The sequence below is a fragment of the Bacillus sp. PK6-026 genome, assembly GCF_054161455.1.
The window spans coordinates 3,322,070-3,339,752 of the sequence record NZ_CP096418.1 but is presented as its reverse complement, the minus strand read 5'-3'; the positions used below and the strand labels follow the sequence as shown (position 1 = coordinate 3,339,752).

The following is a 17,683-nucleotide window of genomic DNA, read 5'->3' as shown; positions in this document are numbered from 1 at the left end:
AATGACATATGAACATTTGGGATATTTTTGTCGCCATCATACTTGGAATTGTTGAAGGATTAACAGAATATGCCCCTGTTTCGTCAACAGGGCATATGATCATTGTTGACGACGTCTGGCTGAAATCGAAAGAACTGCTCACGCCGGAGGCGGCGAATACCTTTAAAGTCGTGATTCAACTCGGGTCCATCCTCGCTGTCGCCATCGTATTTAAAGACCGGATTCTCAACCTCTTAGGTGTGAAGAAAAACATGACGGAAGAGCAGAAATCGGGAAACCGCCTTTCCATTGCCCAAATCGCTGTAGGACTTGTTCCCGCCGCTGTGCTCGGCTTTTTATTCGAAGACTATATTGATCAGTACCTGTTTTCCGTACACACCGTTGCGGTCGGTCTCATCGCCGGCGCGGTGCTGATGCTCGCGGCCGACTGGATTAACCGGCGCACGGAGACGACAGATTCGGTTGACCGGATGACGTATAAGCAGGCGCTCGGTATGGGGCTGTTTCAATGTCTGGCGCTCTGGCCGGGCTTCTCGCGCTCGGGTTCGACGATTTCGGGCGGTGTTATTCTCGGCTTGAACCACAGAGCGGCCGCCGATTTCACCTTCATCATGGCGATTCCGATCATGATGGGAGCCAGCCTGCTCTCTTTAATTAAAAACTGGGCATATTTAAGTGCAGACCTGTTTCCTTTCTTTATTACAGGGTTTATCAGCGCTTTTATTGTCGCTCTTTTTGTCGTCCGCTTTTTCCTCAGGCTGATCAATAAGATCAAGCTTGTCCCGTTTGCCATCTATCGCATCATTTTAGGGCTTCTTCTGTTCATTTTGTTTCTGTAAAATTACGAACCGATTTCCAGCTGGAAATCGGTTTTTATTATAGGTAAAAAGAATGATATCCTATTATTTCCCACTATAAAACTGCCTGCCAACTTACTATACTAGTAAGAGGGAGGAGATATTGAAATGTTTATTATCGCATGTCTATTGATTATCTTAGGTTTAATGCCTATTTTTTATAAAGCGAACCACAATACAAAAGATGTGAAAGTCAACACGATTTCGGTCGAGCGCGTCCAGGCTCCCGCTTTAAAGAAAAAGCTGAACATTCTTCATCTGTCTGATCTTCATTTAGAAAACATTTCGATTTCACCTGAACAGATTCTTGAACTTGCCAATAAAAAACGAGTGGATCTCATTGCTTTAACAGGAGATTTTCTTGATAGGAAACGAAATATACCAAAGCTTGCAAACTACTTAAAAGCTTTGCAAAAACTAAAGCCGGCATACGGGATGTACGCTGTATTCGGCAACCATGACTACGTATTGAAAGGTGAACACTTTCGGAAGCTGAAACGTGTGCTGGAAGATAACGGATGCATCACCCTTCGAAATCAGCATGTCTCGATTGAAGTGGAAGGTGAGGCACTCAACATTATCGGGATTGATGATTACAGCACGAAGCGAAGCGATATTGCCGCTTCATATAAAGAGCTGAAGGAAGGGTACAACCTTGTATTGACGCATGATCCGAACGTTGTGCTTGATATGCAGGAATTTCACTTTGACTATCTTCTGTCAGGACACTTTCACGGCGGTCAGATTCATTGGCCGAAGCCTTATCATCTTCTGAAGATGGGAAAGCTTGTGCGAATGAATATGATTAAAGGTCTTCACTATCATCATGACAAACCGTTTTATATCAGCGAGGGATTGGGCCAGACGGGAGCGAATATCCGCATTGGAAGCCGTCCGGAAATGACGTTCCATCACATTTCATAAAAAGAAGAGGCTGTTCCTGTTTTGAGGGATCAGTCTCTTTTTTTGTTATTTCTGCAGATAGGACTTGAACAATTTTTCTTTCGAGATAAACAAATATTGGGAAGGAGGAATTTTACGAAGAGAAAATTGCTTTGTTGTTAAATATAAAATCGGAATCTGCGTCAGTTTTTTAAAGACTCTGTAAAACTGGTTTGCGGGCTCAACGGCTTCAAAACCGAGCCTTTCAACGCCTTTATGCAGTGTCGTAATGCCGATGATGCCTTTGATTTGGTCTGTCCGGTGATGGTTTTTAACATATTCGGCCAGGATCGGCATTGAAAAGTACGCCTTTTGATAAATGAGGATGCCTCTTCTGACAGCGCTCTCAATATTTTGAAGCTCTTTGATCAGCTTAATATTATGCAGATGAATTTTGATCAGAACATCGTTCTTCTTAATAACCGTCCCATCGTTTAACACCACATCGATCCCTTTGTACCTTGTGAGACGGACGCGAAAAATGCTCGATTTCGTTTGATCAATGAGTGTCAGTCTTGAAAAAAAATAATAAAACGGGTCAATTACACTCCAAATCGACAAAAAACAGTTTCTCAAGTCGCCACTTTCCTTTCCTGAAAAAATACACTTATATTTTGGCTGGATATTTGAAAAATATAAATGGAAAACATTTTTCTTCTGAAATGGAGGATGGAGATGACAAAGATTCTGATTTTCCCTTTTTTAAGCATTTCCACCGGTCATCATCACGTTGCCGATTCACTGCAGGCAGAACTGCTTCTCAAATCCCATCAATGTGAAAAAATCGACATTTTTTCACATGCTTATCGGCGGCTTGAAAAAGCCTCTTCTGCGGCGTATTTGTCATGGATTCAGTATTTTCCGAAAGTCTACAGCTCGGTCTATCATCTCCTGGCGTGCGGGCGCCATCAAACCGCAAAGCGCCACCTCTTGTACGAGCTGATCTTTTTGAAGGATATGCAGCAGATCATTGCGGAAAAAAAGCCTGATATCGTGTTCTGTACGCATGCATTGCCCTCCTATTTGCTGAACCGCTTAAAAGGCCGATTTCCCGACATGAAAGTGGTCAATGTCTATACCGATTTTTTCGTCAACCGAATTTGGGGAAGAGAAAAGATTGATTATCATTTTGCGCCGATCAAAGACATCAAAGAACAGCTGATCGCAGAAGGCGTTGATGAAGAGAAGATTTTTTTGACCGGAATACCCGTGCATCGTTCCTATAAAATGGAGAGAAAGCCTGGGCAGAACGGGGACAAAAAAGCGGTGTGCAACATCCTCATAACCGGCGGAAGCATGGGGGTGGGCGGCATTTTTAAGCTTGTGCAGGAGCTGTCGCCGAATGGGGATGTCGCATACCAAATACTATGCGGAAAAAACCGAAAGCTCTACCGGTATGTTCATGATTTAAACAATCCATACATTACAGCGCTGCCTTATATCGAAAGCAAAGCAGAAATGAACCGTTTATACGAGGAGGCGTCGGGCATCATGACGAAGCCCGGCGGCGTCACGATCAGCGAGTGCATTGAAAAACAGCTTCCGGTATTTATCTACCATGCGCTGCCCGGACAGGAAGAGATGAATCTCGATATTCTGAAAAAGAAAAACCTTGTCATTGAACTGAATCAGCAAAAACAGGAGCCGATTGAACAGCAGCTGCTCTCCTTTTTCCGTTCGGAAGAAGACATCAGACGCTATCAAATGAGCGTTGGTCAATATTTGCGTGAAAAATCGGACCGGGATATCAGCGACATTTTAGATGGGATCATTCATAACCGGAGCGGTTTAGGGAATGCTCACGTATAAGGAAGGAGGAAGAACGATGTCTGAGAGCCGCAAGAAATCAGTCGTCATGTTGCTGATTGATTCATTAATGGATGAATCGCTTCAAGAAGCCGTGAAAACCGGACAGGCTCCTGGTCTGCGATATTTTCTGGAAAACGGGCGCTATGTCCCTGATATGATCAGCCCTTTTCCGACGATGTCCGTCAATGTTGACAGCACATTGCTTACAGGGACGAGCAGCGACCGCCATAAAGTTCCGGGTCTTGTGTGGTACAACGCGAAGGAAAAACGGATCATCAATTATGGCAGCCATATTCGAGAGCTTCTGAAATTAGGCATCAAACAATCCTCCAGAGACGTCTTTTACAATTTGAATCAGGTTCATTTAAGCCAACAGGTGAAGACGCTTCACGAAGAGCTTGATGAAAAAGGAATTGAAACGTGCTCGATCAATGCACTTTTGCACAGGGGGAGCCGGGACGGCTATTTACAGGTTCCTTTTCTTTTTTCAATAATTTCCGGATTAAACCAATCAGTCAAAATCAACACGTCCCAGCTGTTCTCGTACGGCGGTTTTTCCAAAGTGAATCCGGCAAACCGCTCGCTTTTCAAAAAATTCGGCTTTAATGACCGGTTTTCTGCGAATGAATTGGTTCATCTGATCAAAACAAACAAAGTGCCGCCTCTTGCACTCGTCTATTTTCCCGATCTCGACCAGCACGTACATAAACACGGGAGAAACGACGCAGCAGGGGTCGCGAAAGCAGACCGGCATGTTCAAAAGATTTTAGACAGCTTTCCGTCATGGGAAGCCGCTTTAAAAGATCACATTTGGATCGTGATGGGGGATAACGGACAGGCCTGGATCAGCGGCAATAAAAAAGAAGCATTGATTGATTTGAGAAGCCTTCTGGACGCCTTTCGCATTGTGAAATTAAAGAAAGGCGTGGCGGACGATGACGACATCGTTCTTGCCGTTAACGAAAGAATGGCGTTCATCTATTCGCTCGATAAAGCGAAGCTTCCGCTCACGAGGATCGCGGATATTCTGCAACAGGACGAGAGGATCGACATCATCGGCTGGAAAAATGAAACGGATTCAATTGAGGTCGTTTCGGGGGAGCAGCACGGGAAGCTCACATTTCGGCCGGGAGGCAAATACACGGATGAATTTGGACAAACGTGGACGCTGGAAGGGGATGTAAACATTCTCGATTTGACGGTCGAGCAAAGCAGCATGACATACGGAAAGTTTCCCGATGCGCTGGCCAGACTGTACACTTCATTTTTTTCGCATGAAGGCGACTTTTTGATCGCCAATGCAAAGCCTGGATACGAATTTATCGGCGAAGGGTCGCCGACGCACGTCGGAGGAGCCAGCCACGGTGCATTGCACAAGCAGGACTCCCTCGTATCCATGATCATCACCGGAACCGATACAAAGCCGGCATACAATCGCCTTGTCGACGTGAAAGAATGGATTCTCGATTTAGTCAAATCACTGGGAACGGGGCAATGACTAACCCCCTCTCCCAGTGATTATGACGGCTGTCTGATGCCTTTGACAAATGCTGCAAGCGCCGAAGCGATCATCACGAATAGTGAGACTGTTTTTATGATCGCCTGTAAGAGTGCATGTTCTACGACGATATTGGAGTGCACACATAAAGCCAAAATAAATATGGCAATCAATAATCCGTATTTTTCTCTCATAACCGTTTCTCCTTTCGGGCCGTCATCCTCCAAAGAACAGGTCGAGAATGTTTCCGGCGGTTGAAGATTGTTTGTTGTACAGTTCCGAATACCCGCAGTTTTTGCAATAAACGACGAGAAAACGGTTATGCTGCACATCGAACAATTTTGACAGGCCGGTGCCGGTCGTCGCGATTTCTTTTTGCCCCGCATCTGTACTTCCGCACTTGATACATCCTTTATGTTCACGCATAGCGCTTCTCCTTTCATGATGTAAAATCCAACCAACTTCATTATAATGGAATGTTCTTCAAAAGAAAATATTTCTCAGGAAATGACCGGTCGGAAAAGAGGGGAAAACGGACTGATCCTTTTTGCTTATAAAAATCTCTCGAAGACCGGTTATTTTATTTTTTCGTCGAAAAAACAATCCTTTTAACCTATTCATTCGCCTAGGACCATCCTGTAAGATAAACCTATTACAATATCATCCACTACAGGAAAATAGTTTTTATTGACTAGGATAAATGAAAGGGGCAGCTGCTTTGAGCGAAGGTTTTTGGGATTCAGTAGGCAACTTTTTGCACATATCCTACACGGAAAATGAACGAAAACGCGACGAGTATAAAAATTTATACGACTTTTTATCTGATAAAGAAAGCGATGTTAAGACGAAATTAGCAGAAGTTGATGCAAGTTTGAAAGCATACAACAGCAATCTCCCGGACTTGAAAATCCCTTCCCACGAATTTGAGGATACACGCCATGAAAAGGATGCCAAGCTGAAGGAATTGGTCAAGCATTTTAAAGATATGGTCGATGACATTCAAAGCGCCAAGTCGAAGGCGAAAAGCAAGTGGGAGTATTATAAAGCAAAAGCTGAAGCTGAAGAGAAAAAGGCGTAGAGGAGGAACAGCCGAGTCATGGACGGATATGGATACTACAACTATCAAGCGGCCAATCCGAAAGTAAGCGGAGAGACTGTGAAAATTTCACATAATGGAACAATAAAAGCGCATTCCCATGCGAAAGCGATCGAAAAACATGTTGGCGACTCGCTGAAAAAAGCAAAGGAATTGAAAGCGTATGTTGAAAGCGGAAAATGGAGCGGAAAAACCCGCGACGCATTTTTAAGCTACCTTGAGCTGATTATCGAATTGAATGCCGATATGAAAGACGCCTTGAAAGATCATACGGCTGCATTAGATGCACTGCAAATGCACATCGACGATTTTTCAAAGCTCAGTGAAGTGCAGGAAATCAAAAACTTATAACAGGGAAGGAGAATGACATGCAGGTGAAAGCAGATACGCTGTCGGCGGCAGAACTTTATGTTTTAGCAGGAGCAGCCGGAGTTACCTACATATTCGGTCTTCCGGAACGCGAACAGCTGGCCTTGGCTGAGACGGATTGTGCAGTAAAAGCAAAAGAGAGCCTGATTGAAAAAGGCATCCTTTTAAAGGAAGGCAAGCTGACCAAGACCGCTTTTTTTCTGATTAAGCTGCTGAAGCAATATCAAGAAAGCGAAGAATTCGTGCGCTTTAATAACGTCAAGTGCGCATTTTTGCCGGACGATGAGGAGCGCGTTGTCGCTCTGACTGAAAGAAGCCAGGGCAAAGGCTACACATTAGATTATTTGGAAAAGCGCGAAGTTTATTTATCGCTTATTTCCAACGTGTCATTTTTAGTAAGAGAGCCGCGTGATCAAGACCTCGCTTTTTTGACAAAACCGATGAGCGCCGCTGAAAAAGCCGAAGTCAGGGCAATGGATCTTGATCAAAAAGAAGTTCTTGCTGTGGAAACGTTCAAGCTTGCCTCGCAGCAAAAACCGGCAGACACCGGTTTCCAGACGACAACACTTTACTTTACAAAAGGCGAAGATTTCATCTCGGTTGATCCTTTAAATGATCGATATGAATGGATCAGCCTTTATATTATGAACAACCGGATCTATGACGCACTGCACATCAATTTCAGAGCAGGGAGGGCGATGCTATGAATGCAGAAGGCGGAGCAGGAGGCAGCGGTACAAACATCCATCTCGAGTTTGAAGAAATGATCACCATTTCCAATAAGCTGAAAAGCATCTGCGATATTTATACAGAAGGGGTTCAGAAAGAAATCAAAAACCTTTCAGAATCCGATTTTTATAAAGCCGGACAGGCATCAAAAGCGATTGAAAGCTACGCGGATATTCTCGGGAAGACGATGGAGCTGTTTGATAATTACTGTATAGCTTCCCACATTGTCAGTTATGCGATGGAGAAAATGTATGAAACAGATAAAGAGCTTCAAAAACTCTACAAGATTCAGAAATAGAAATGAGGCGATCATCTAAATGGATGTGAAATACGTACCGGAAGAATGGCAGGGCATGAAAGACGGGCTCGATGCGCTGACGGGCGGACCATATGGCGGCGGTATGAAAGCCGGCCTTATCAAACTCAACGATCTCTTGGAAGATATCGAATCCAAAATCAAAGACAAGGACAGCGACAGGTCGATCAGCTTTACCCACACAAGCAAAAAAAGCAAGATCGAGGAACTGTTTAAGGATTATCAAAAGCTGGCTGACTTTTGCCTGAAAGCCGGCAGTTTGGTGGAAGATCACATTGACAGCCCTTTTTATAAAAAAATAGACGCGTTCGCCGAAAAAATGCGCGGACTGACGATACATAATTACACGACCGCGAACCGGATCGGCTCCAAGGAAACCACTTACGTCGGATACGGCATGTCCAAACAAGCGGTCGAAACCGACAAAGCGAAAGTGAGCGTAAATGATATCTTCAAAGACTCGGAATCGTTTGATCACGTACTGAGCAAAGAATTTGAAGAATTCCAGATCAACCACCCCGACATCGAATTATCGTATGAAGAATACATGAAAGCGATTGCCTCTTCCCGCGGATTTGAATACGAATCAATCGGAGATGTCCAAAAGAATCAGGAATTGTGGCGGGATCTTCTGGCCGGTGCAGGCATCATCGTGCTCACCATCTTTTGTGCACCGGCAGGTCTCACGGTGGCCGTCGCCTACGGAGGAGCCAATATTTCGAGCGCCGCAACCGGAAAAGACTGGATGACACAACGGGAGTTAAACACAGACGAAAGGGTTGAAAGAGGCGTGTTCGGCGCCCTTGACATCATCCCGGGGGCAGCCGCGGCAAAAGGTACATTTAAAAGCGCAGCCACAATCGGCCAAATTTCAAGCAAAACAGAACATATGGTACAATCTTTTAAAGACAGCAAAAACATCTGGGCGAACCGCATGAAGGTGAATGGGCTGAAAGCTCAAGACCGACTCAACGACGCAGGCTTCGCCATCAAAAAACAATTCGCCAAAAGCGCCGACGCTTTGAGCGATATTGCCCGCGGTGCAGAAGCAGGAGCCGGCGGCACCCTCGTCCGAAAAGGGTCCAATTACTCCGCCCACGTCAACGACGCCCATAAAGCGTCGAAAGCGAAGATGCAGGATTCGATTCAGCGGGTTGAGAAGGAGATTGAGGCTGGGACCGGAAAAGCCGTTAAAGAAATAAGTAAAGCAGATAAGGCAAAACTGGAAGGCTGGTCTTATCCTCCAAGTGAAGAGAAATATTTAAAATACAAAGAAGTTTACGATAATCCCAAATACTATAATCAAGAGACTGGAGACATCAATTGGCCGCCAAATAACGGATTTGATGGTGAACCTGTGAAAATGAAATTGCAGAAAGGCATGCTGATTGACAGATTTGGAGGACCAGGAGGGAGCTTCTTTTCTCCAGAAGGAATTCCTTATGAACAAAGAGCTCTGGCGTTACATAGTGACGAGGTAGATTACTATGTTTACGAGGTAATAAGGCCTTTGGAAGTAGATGGAGGGAAAATAGCTCCATGGTTTGACAGGCCAGGTGGCGGAACTCAATATATTAAATACCACGAAAATGGAGAAGCATATTCTATAAATGAATTAATAGATGAAGGTTATATAAGAGAAGTTTCAGTTAGAAAAGGTGGTTTGAAAAATGAATGATTTGCTAAAAGAAAAGCTTGGTGAGAATTATGCAGTTATAAGTCAATTTAAAGATAATAAAATAAGGGTTCATCAAAAAGCTAAAGATCATATTTATCAAGAAACATTTGTTGAACTTCAAGAAAACACGGAAAACAATATATATTATTTAATATTAAATCAAAGAGGGAATGAATTTATTAAAGAGCAATTTGATAATAAAGAAGAGGGAATTTGTGCACTCGGTATTTATGCGGTTTCAATTTTAGGTGATCGTATTCGAGATATTGAAACACAAGATAAAATATTAGAGTTAGAAGATAATGAAATAAAATCTTTAAATAACTTATTAGATTTGAAAATTGGTGAGAATTTTTTTCAATTTTTAAAGAAAAAAAGATTTCTGTTAACTTAGAACAAACAAAAAATGGATTATATAATATTTTTTATATGACTCCTGACTTCAAAAAAGTTTATTTAATTAAAGATAGAGAAGCTCCAAGTGCATTTCTTGTATTGTATAACTTTTCCTTGAAATTAAAAGAAGTTATCTCTCTTTTAAATCTATGGAAAAACGATTTCAATATAAATATGCAGTTTGAAGAGAAGATAAGAAGATTGATTTTAGGAAAATAATATTTGATGTATAATTATTTTTAAATGAATATGATTTAAAACTAAAACGCATGGAAATCGATCTCCATGCGTTTTCAAGATGAATCAACAAAGCGGGTGTGCCAAATGAAAAGAAGAATAATATCGTTTCAGTGGAACGATGATAACCATATCTCACAATTTAAAAAAAGACTGTACTCCACTATCCTTGGCGGGGTTATCGGTGATGCGCTGGGCGTCCCTGTGGAATTTAAAGCTAGAAAATTAAATATCACTGGAATGATAGGGTACGGGACTTATAATCAACCGCCTGGGACATGGTCAGATGATACATCACTCACTTTGTGTTTAATGGAGAATCTGATCGAAGAAAAAGATGAGACCGAATTGATGAAAAAGTTTGCTGCGTATCGGGAAGGGTACTGGACTCCATACGGCAGCATGTTTGATATTGGCAGAGCGACTGATGATGCAATCGAGCGCTTCAAAAGGGGCGTTCCAATTGAACAATGCGGCGGAGCGTCTGAGTTTGATAATGGAAACGGAGCATTGATGAGAATATCTCCGTTGGCTTTTATGCTATGGAACGAATCAGATTTTTCAAAAAGACAAGCTGAGATCGAAAGGTGGGCATTTATTACACATCGTCATCCCCGATCTACGCTGGGATGTATCATTTATATAGAATTCTTAATAAACTTGTTTGATCATTCTCCTAAAGAGGCGTATAAACAAGCAGTCCATTCTTGTGTGGAGAATTTGAGAGGAACCGAGTATGAAAATGAGTTTTCTTCGTATAAGAGGATACTTAATGATGACATTGCGAGTGTTAAAAGAGAAGACATCATGTCAGACGGCTATGTTGTGCACTCTTTAGAAGCGGCATTGTGGTGTTTCCTCAATTCAGACCGTTATTCTGATGCTGTATTGGAAGCAGTGAACCTGGGGGAAGACACAGATACAATTGCCTTTATTACAGGTACAATGGCTGGAATGTATGATCAAATGGAAAGCATCCCGGAAGAATGGATCACTGCCTTGCCTAGGATAGATGACATTCTGGATTTGTCTGAAAGGTTCACTCAGTTCTGTTTTGAAAAATCAAAGCAATAGCGCTTGTCTAGGTGAAAAAGAAAATGCCGGCTGACAGAGCATTTTCTTTTTTACATCAAAAACCACTTGCTTTTCTCCAAAAATCCATCTATAATAAATCATGTCTTAAATATACGGGGCATTAGCTCAGCTGGGAGAGCGCTACACTGGCAGTGTAGAGGTCAGCGGTTCGAGCCCGCTATGCTCCATCTTTAAAACCCTTGAAGATTCAAGGGTTTTTTTGTTGCCTTTTTTACGCGATCCATTTTTGCGGGGTGATGGCCTATCTGTCTGTACGGTATTTGACGACTGGCCATTTTTCTTTTCGCAGAGCGTTCATCAGCTCTGGTCCTACATGCAAATGCTCTTCAATCAGCTCTCTTGGAGTCAGCGCCATCCACTGATTTAATGAAATGTCTGCAAAGCGGCTGCTTTTGAATATTTCTAAAAACCACAGGCTTTCGCTGCCTGTATTTTGAATGTAATGTCCCATGGCAAACGGGACATATCCGACATCCCCCGCCCGGTAATTAAAGGTGCGGGCAGTCCCGTTTGCCGCAAATACTGTCATTCGCCCGGTTCCTGAGATATAGTACTGCCATTCATCGTTGTTCGGGTGCCAATGCATTTCCCTCATTCCGCCGGGCTTGACTTCGACGAGTGCGGCGGCGATCGTTGTCGAAATTGGAAAGTTTGAAGAATCAACAATTCGCACCGTTCCGCCGGGTGTTACGATAGGCTTTTGTGCAAACAGCCTGTAAGCGAAGCTTTTTGGTACGGTTCCATACGGGTCGGGCACTTTTTGGTTTTCGAGCGGTCCCGGCACTTTTGCTTGGAAGATGTATCGCTGTTTGTCGGGGATGCGGGCGAAGGCGCTTTCGTGTACACCGAAATTCGCGGCCAGAACATCTTTCGGTGTGTGTGCGAACCAATCTGTAATCGTGAAGGTATCGAACTCGGAGAAGTTCCCGTCGTCAAAAACGAGGAGAAATTCGCAGCCATCCTCAAGCCCTTGAATCGAGTGCGGTATTCCGGCGGGAAAGAACCACAAATCCCCGGGGCCGACATCGGCGATAAAGTTTCGGCCGTCCTGATCGACGGCGGTAATGCGCGCATGGCCCAAAATCATGTAAGCCCATTCCGATTGCTTATGCCAATGCAGCTCGCGCACCCCGCCTGGCGTCAGCCGCATATTGACGCCGGCAATCGTCGTTGATACCGGCAGCTCCCGGACAGTTATTTCGCGCGACCAGCCGCCATGATTTAACTGCATATGTGTGTCTGAAAAAGAAAACTTTAAATTGGGGATTGCTCCGGCATCTGTTTTTGGAGGAACGAACATGTCGGGATTCTCTAAATCCCGCATTACGTCGCGGGGCCCAAAATCAGTCGCGCCCGCACCATCGTGTCTTATTGGATGAGGCACGCGATTGTACCAAGCTGGAGTCCCGGCTGTTCTTTTCATGTAAAAAGCTCCCTTCACAGGTCGTGTATACCGAAATTTATGACAGGGACGCTTAAAATATATCAAATCGAAAAAAATCGGAGCCTTCTTAAGACACTTTTAAAAAAACTAGATGGACAGATTTGCATTTCCTTTGGCAGCAGAAGAAAACCTTCGATTTAAAGTCTGCACGGCACGGGCTCCTGCTGTTTGCCTTCCACCGCTAACGATTACTGACTGAATGATTTCGCCCGAAGCTGAATAAGAATGAGATAGAAAGCATCCGGGCAATTTTCGAACGGCTACATGAATGAATACTATGTGACAAGAAAGAAGGGAGCGTTGATGAAAAAGCTTTGCCGGGAAGTCTGGGTAGAGGTAAACCTTGATGCGATTAAAAAAAATTTGCGCGCATTTCGGCGGCATATTCCGAAGAGGAGCAAGATTATGGCTGTCGTAAAAGCGAACGCTTATGGTCACGGCTCGGTGGAAGTGGCACGCCATGCACTGGAAAACGGCGCGAGTGAGCTCGCCGTTGCCTCGGTGGAGGAAGCGGTCGTTTTGCGAAAAGCGGGGATTGACGCACCGATCCTTGTGCTCGGTTTCACCCCGCTTAGCTGTGTGAAAGAAGCGGCAGCTTGGAATATATCGTTATCAGCATTTCAAGTTGACTGGATTAAAGAAGCGAACGAGATATTGGAAACAGAAGCAACCCCTGACCGGCTGTCTGTTCATATCAATGTGGATACCGGCATGGGGCGTTTAGGTGTACGCACAAAAGAAAGGCTTTTAGCAATTGTGGAAGCGCTGGCGGCAAGTGAAAACCTCAGATGGGAAGGGATTTTCACGCATTTTTCCACAGCTGACGAACCGGATACTGAGCTAACCATGATTCAACACGAAAAGTTTATCAGCTTTCTCCGCTTTCTGAAAGAACAAGGCTTTAAGCTGCCTACGGTGCATATGAACAACACGGCCGCGGCGATCGCTTTTCCGGAATTCAGCGCTGATATGATTCGCTTAGGTATCGGAATGTATGGATTATATCCTTCCGATTACATCAGGCAGCTCAATCTCGTTAAGCTTGTGCCTGCACTAAGCTTGAAGGCGCGCATCGCTTATGTGAAAACCATGTTGACAGAACCGCGGACCGTTAGTTATGGGGCTACATATGTTGCGGAGCGCGGGGAAGTGATTGCCACGATTCCGGTCGGCTATGCTGACGGTTATTCCCGTGAACTTTCCAATCGCGGATTTATTCTACACCGCGGAAGACGGGTGCCGGTGGTGGGAAGAGTAACAATGGACATGATAATGGTCAGTCTGGGAGAGAGCGAAGGTAAACAAGGAGAGGAAGTCGTGATTTACGGCCGGCAAAAGGGAGCTGAAATTTCCGTTGATGAAGTTGCGGAAATGCTTGATACGATCAATTATGAAGTGGTATCTACAATAAGCTGGCGCGTCCCCCGTTTTTATATAAGAGACGGCAAGATTTTTAAAAAGTCGACCCCGCTGTTATACGTGTAGTTTTCCCATACTCACAGGCTGTTTTCTCGATCATTGATAAAATAGGAAAAGTGCAAATTCTTGACAAAAAAATTTATTTATGCTATAATTTACTAATTGAATATTGGTGTGTATAATAGGATTCTCCTGGCCGGGAGAATCCTATTTTTTTTGCGTTTGATGAAGGAGTGTACGACATGAAAAAAGATGAATCGAGTGTAACGTCTCTTATTTCGGCTTTTGGCAGAGCTTATCACAGCCAATATGATGAACCAAAAATTTTTGATGACAATCTAGCCAAAACGCTCATTTCCCAACAAGAATTTTCTGATATTAAAAACAGTTTCATTCAAGGTATACAGTTCTTCAACAAAGATATAGCGGAAAAATACGAGGGAGACGATGAAGAAATATTAAAATGGGTCACACAAATTCAGCTCTCTCCGACGCCGCTCGCGCGTGCCGCATATTGCGAAAGCGTGCTGCACCATGAGATTCGGTTTGGAGCAGAACAATACGTGATTCTTGGGGCAGGGCTGGATACTTTTTGTTTTCGGAACCTGGAGTTAAAAGGCAAAATTGATATCTTTGAAATTGACCATCCAGCGACACAAAAATGGAAAAAGGAAAGGCTGGACAAAGCAGGTTTTCACATCCCGGCCCACCTTCATTTTATTCCTTTGGACTTTGCCAAGGCATTTTCTTATCAAGAATTGGCTGATAAGGGTTTTCATTTTAACAAAAAAACGTTCTTTAGCTTTTTGGGCGTTTCCTACTACTTAACAAAGGAAGAAACCGAAAAATTGCTGAGACAATTAATGGCTGATCTTCCTTCAGGAAGTTCGATCGTTTTTGATTATGCGGATGAAAACCTGTTCAAAGAAAAAGGTTTCTCCAACAGGGTGGAAAATATGGTGAAAATGGCAGCGGCAGGCGGAGAACCGATGAAGTCATGCTATTCGTATCAGGAAATCCAGCATATGCTGGAGCAATCCGGACTGCTCGTTTATGAGCATTTGTCACCGTCGGATATTCAAGAGCGTTATTTTAAAAATCGAAAAGATGATCTGTCAGCCTTTGAAACGATTCACTACATTCATGCCGTGAAAAATTAAACAAGAATCAAGAAAAACGCCCGGGGCCGGGCGTTTTTCCTATTTTAAGCCGCGCGATCGTCTTTCTGTTTTTCTTGGGGGAGTACAAGCTGTTTAGGAGGGCATTTGCGCTGCGTCAATTCGGACACAGCGAAGATCGTCATAAATGCTGTAACCGCAGCCAGCGTCCGGAAAGGAAAGAGGACTGTGCCGTCTTCAATCATCGGATACGGCAGAAGCGGCGGGATGCCGAATGCGGGTTCACCGCCGCCCAGCCTCAGAATGACCGCAACTGCAAATCCGGAAATTGACCCGTACAGGTTTGCTCTTTTATAAAAGAGGGCCATTGTTAACTGGGGAAAAAGAATGCAATAAACTAAATCCGATGCCAAATACCATAAAGTATAAACGCTTTTGACATTCAGCGCGATGATCGCTGCTCCCGCGCCGAACAAAATGATTGAGCGTTTGACGACTTTTTGCAGCTGTTTTTGGGTGGCCTTCGGCTTGATCAGCGGACGGTAAATATTCCATGCGGCCATTGATGATGCCGATAGAATCGATGAGTCCATGCTTGACATAACGGCAGCTGCAATTGCACCCAAACCGATGCCAGCGATAATTCCCGGCGTTAAATACGCAAGCGTTTGCGGCAAAATCATCGCCGGGTTATCCGGAGCGCTCGCTCCGAACAGGCTCCAATCCGCACTGTTTCCGGCAGCTCCGATGATCACGCACGGAATGGCGGCAATGATACAGATCACTCCGGCAATAATCGACTGCCACATGGCGGCGTTTTCCGATTTTGCCGAAAGAACGCGCTGAAAGTACACCTGCCATGCGATACCACCGAAAATTAAGAGGAGCGCATTATCCCACCAGTTCCAAAACAGGTTTCCCCATTCAGGATTTTTCCAGCCGTCCAACGGCGGAAACAGATTGGCGCTGCTTCCGAAATCGTGCCTGTAATTTGCCCATACGATATCGAATGAACCGACATTTGACAACACAAATGGGACGACTAAAAACAGCCCGAGCAAAATGATGATCATTTGGAAGACATCTGTGAAAGCGACTGCCCACATGCCTCCGGCCACCGTATAAGCGATGGCGATCATCGCCGAAAGAATAATCGACGTTTGGAAATCGATATTCAGAATCATTCCGAAAGTCGTGCCCAATGCCGTTAAGATCGCGGCGCTCCAAAACAATTCTCCTAACAGCGCCGGTATATATAAAACACCGGCCATCCGCTTACCGAAGCGCTGTTCGAGAGGATCGATAATGGTCATAAATTGATGACGGCGCATTTTTCTGGCGAAGAAAATACCGCCGATAATCAGGCTTAATGCGTAGCCCCAGGGTGCCTGGGCCCAGATGAGACCGTCGCTGTAAGCCGATTCGGCCGTTCCGTTAATATATCCGCCGCCGACCCATGTTGCGGCCATCGTCACCATTCCGACGAAAAACGGCATGCTCCTTTTTGCCACGATCATATCAGAAAAAGAATTTGATTTCTTTGCTGCGTAAAAAGCGCCTAAATAATAGGTGAAAGCAAAGAATATCATCATGGAGATAAAGCCGCCCCAATGAATGTCTGCATTCGAAATGCCGATATACGCGAGTAAGCCTCCCGCAAACAACACAAAAATACCTAATTTGATCCAGTTTTTTTTCTTCTCAGCATAATTCATGTATTCACATCGCCTCCGGTAATAATTTTTCGAATTTTCTTGAAATTAAAATGTGAAAAAAGGTTTTGCGCCACTCTGGGAAGTATGCAAACTGCTGACTTCAGAGCGGATAAAACCTTTTTATTCCTTGTTATCAATCGGTATAAACTCAAAAATCTCTCCGGATTGGACAGATTTCGCGAGTCTCAGCAGCCAGTCATAATACGGTTTTGACTGTTCCAACTGGTCATAAAGAGTTCTCGCTTCTTCTTTTATACTTTCGTCAAGCCCATCGCTTTCGACGATGTCCTCCAATGCTTTTTGAGCGTCTTGAATGGCCATGAGATTCACTTTGACTTCCCTTTCCCATTTTTGCGGGAAAAAGCTTGTGAAAAATTTGAAGAAATCCTTTTCAGCAACAAAGCTGTGTTTTCTTCTTCCTCTATGGAATGTCTTTTTGACGACGTTTAAGTCTTGGAGTTTTTTTACGCTTGTGCTCATGCTGGGCTTGCTCATTTGCAGTTCTTCCCGCATTTCGTCCAGTGTCATTTCATCCGAAAGGTACATGGTTCCGTACAAAATACCCGCACTCCGGGTAATGCCGTACAGATCCATCGTTTCTGCGATTGAATCAATGACAAGATCTTTTGCCTGTGCGATCGCTTCTTTTGCTGAAAGATCACGGGGATTGTCCATTACTTGCCTCCTTTCACAGGAGCGGAACATCAGCATTGCAGATTCAATGCCCCGGAAAAACGGGGATTAATCTGAAATCCGCGTTAAGTTTGTTAAGTTATTTCTGTATGTTCTTTATCTTAACGAAAGAAATTCAAATGTCAAAATCAAAATTTTTTTTCAAATGGCCTCAGCCCGTGTGAGTACTGCGTTCATATAAAATTCAAAAAAATAATCAGCCTGATTTCCTTTGACACAAAAAATGGCACATGATAAATTCAAAGTGTTCAAAACGTTAAATTTTTATTTAA

19 protein-coding genes and 1 tRNA gene are annotated in these 17,683 nt (G+C 44.0%); 14 read left to right on the top strand and 6 right to left on the bottom strand.

Features of this window, described 5'->3' with window-relative positions; translation table 11 throughout:
* Positions 1 to 8: 8 nt before the first annotated feature.
* A complete protein-coding gene (locus M1D59_RS17045) occupies positions 9 to 839 on the top strand; it encodes an undecaprenyl-diphosphate phosphatase (protein ID WP_020452741.1) in 831 nt (276 codons plus the stop codon).
* Between the two features lie 126 nt (positions 840 to 965).
* Positions 966 to 1,781 (top strand): metallophosphoesterase, encoded by an 816-nt coding sequence (locus tag M1D59_RS17040; protein ID WP_020452740.1) that lies wholly within the window; start codon positions 966 to 968, stop codon positions 1,779 to 1,781.
* 45 nt (positions 1,782 to 1,826) lie between these two features.
* On the opposite strand, the gene M1D59_RS17035 is transcribed toward M1D59_RS17040, so the two are convergent.
* On the bottom strand, positions 1,827 to 2,375 hold the full coding sequence (locus tag M1D59_RS17035) for a YkoP family protein (RefSeq protein ID WP_023856115.1): 549 nt from the start codon (positions 2,373 to 2,375) through the stop codon (positions 1,827 to 1,829).
* Positions 2,376 to 2,474: 99 nt separating this feature from the next.
* Here M1D59_RS17035 and M1D59_RS17030 point away from each other — a divergent pair, with 99 nt between their 5' ends.
* Together M1D59_RS17030 and M1D59_RS17025 are read left to right on the top strand one after the other, a co-directional pair.
* Positions 2,475 to 3,608, top strand: a complete 1,134-nt coding sequence (locus tag M1D59_RS17030; RefSeq protein WP_035337557.1) for an MGDG synthase family glycosyltransferase — start codon at positions 2,475 to 2,477, stop codon at positions 3,606 to 3,608.
* 16 nt (positions 3,609 to 3,624) lie between these two features.
* On the top strand, positions 3,625 to 5,106 hold the full coding sequence (locus tag M1D59_RS17025) for an alkaline phosphatase family protein (protein ID WP_458117550.1): 1,482 nt from the start codon (positions 3,625 to 3,627) through the stop codon (positions 5,104 to 5,106).
* A 20-nt stretch (positions 5,107 to 5,126) separates the two neighbouring features.
* On the opposite strand, the gene M1D59_RS17020 is transcribed toward M1D59_RS17025, so the two are convergent.
* Both M1D59_RS17020 and M1D59_RS17015 read right to left on the bottom strand, forming a co-directional pair.
* Entirely contained in the window at positions 5,127 to 5,300 is a 174-nt protein-coding gene (locus M1D59_RS17020; protein ID WP_020452736.1) for a hypothetical protein, read from the bottom strand.
* 22 nt (positions 5,301 to 5,322) lie between these two features.
* Entirely contained in the window at positions 5,323 to 5,532 is a 210-nt protein-coding gene (locus tag M1D59_RS17015) for a zinc ribbon domain-containing protein (protein ID WP_003184724.1), read from the bottom strand.
* 292 nt (positions 5,533 to 5,824) lie between these two features.
* Between M1D59_RS17015 and M1D59_RS17010 the strand changes: the two genes are divergently transcribed.
* The 8 genes from M1D59_RS17010 to M1D59_RS16975 all read left to right on the top strand — a co-directional run bounded on the left by M1D59_RS17010 (position 5,825) and on the right by M1D59_RS16975 (position 11,189).
* Positions 5,825 to 6,184 carry a hypothetical protein gene (locus M1D59_RS17010; RefSeq protein ID WP_023856112.1) on the top strand — a complete coding sequence of 120 codons (360 nt, stop codon included), beginning with the start codon at positions 5,825 to 5,827 and terminating at the stop codon, positions 6,182 to 6,184.
* A gap of 18 nt (positions 6,185 to 6,202) precedes the next feature.
* Positions 6,203 to 6,553 (top strand): WXG100 family type VII secretion target, encoded by a 351-nt coding sequence (locus M1D59_RS17005; RefSeq protein ID WP_020452734.1) that lies wholly within the window; start codon positions 6,203 to 6,205, stop codon positions 6,551 to 6,553.
* A gap of 17 nt (positions 6,554 to 6,570) precedes the next feature.
* On the top strand, positions 6,571 to 7,278 hold the full coding sequence (locus M1D59_RS17000; RefSeq protein WP_458117549.1) for a DUF5081 family protein: 708 nt from the start codon (positions 6,571 to 6,573) through the stop codon (positions 7,276 to 7,278).
* Complete coding sequence (locus tag M1D59_RS16995) at positions 7,275 to 7,598, top strand: hypothetical protein (protein ID WP_458117548.1); 324 nt, start codon at positions 7,275 to 7,277, stop codon at positions 7,596 to 7,598. The genes M1D59_RS17000 and M1D59_RS16995 overlap by 4 nt, the downstream gene beginning before the upstream one ends.
* 19 nt (positions 7,599 to 7,617) lie before the next feature.
* Positions 7,618 to 9,294 carry a glycohydrolase toxin TNT-related protein gene (locus tag M1D59_RS16990; protein ID WP_146874799.1) on the top strand — a complete coding sequence of 559 codons (1,677 nt, stop codon included), beginning with the start codon at positions 7,618 to 7,620 and terminating at the stop codon, positions 9,292 to 9,294.
* The gene (locus tag M1D59_RS16985; protein ID WP_458117547.1) at positions 9,287 to 9,688 is read left to right on the top strand and encodes a hypothetical protein; all 402 of its coding nucleotides are present in this window, start codon (positions 9,287 to 9,289) and stop codon (positions 9,686 to 9,688) included. The genes M1D59_RS16990 and M1D59_RS16985 overlap by 8 nt, the downstream gene beginning before the upstream one ends.
* A 326-nt stretch (positions 9,689 to 10,014) precedes the next feature.
* Entirely contained in the window at positions 10,015 to 11,001 is a 987-nt protein-coding gene (locus M1D59_RS16980) for an ADP-ribosylglycohydrolase family protein (RefSeq protein WP_458117546.1), read from the top strand.
* 115 nt (positions 11,002 to 11,116) lie between these two features.
* Positions 11,117 to 11,189: transfer RNA gene (locus M1D59_RS16975), tRNA-Ala, on the top strand.
* Positions 11,190 to 11,263: 74 nt separating this feature from the next.
* Here the strand turns inward: M1D59_RS16975 and M1D59_RS16970 are convergent.
* The gene (locus M1D59_RS16970; protein ID WP_025809665.1) at positions 11,264 to 12,445 is read right to left on the bottom strand and encodes an oxalate decarboxylase family bicupin; all 1,182 of its coding nucleotides are present in this window, start codon (positions 12,443 to 12,445) and stop codon (positions 11,264 to 11,266) included.
* Between the two features lie 324 nt (positions 12,446 to 12,769).
* Between M1D59_RS16970 and alr the strand changes: the two genes are divergently transcribed.
* A complete protein-coding gene (alr, locus tag M1D59_RS16965; RefSeq protein WP_075212801.1) occupies positions 12,770 to 13,951 on the top strand; it encodes an alanine racemase in 1,182 nt (393 codons plus the stop codon).
* A 176-nt stretch (positions 13,952 to 14,127) separates the two neighbouring features.
* The gene (locus M1D59_RS16960; protein ID WP_023856015.1) at positions 14,128 to 15,045 is read left to right on the top strand and encodes a class I SAM-dependent methyltransferase; all 918 of its coding nucleotides are present in this window, start codon (positions 14,128 to 14,130) and stop codon (positions 15,043 to 15,045) included.
* Positions 15,046 to 15,089: 44 nt separating this feature from the next.
* Here M1D59_RS16960 and M1D59_RS16955 read toward each other — a convergent pair whose 3' ends face one another.
* Positions 15,090 to 16,718 (bottom strand): high affinity choline transporter 1, encoded by a 1,629-nt coding sequence (locus M1D59_RS16955; protein ID WP_023856014.1) that lies wholly within the window; start codon positions 16,716 to 16,718, stop codon positions 15,090 to 15,092.
* A 120-nt stretch (positions 16,719 to 16,838) separates the two neighbouring features.
* On the bottom strand, positions 16,839 to 17,393 hold the full coding sequence (gene cudC / locus M1D59_RS16950; RefSeq protein ID WP_023856013.1) for a choline uptake/conversion transcriptional regulator CudC: 555 nt from the start codon (positions 17,391 to 17,393) through the stop codon (positions 16,839 to 16,841).
* Positions 17,394 to 17,683 lie beyond the last annotated feature (290 nt).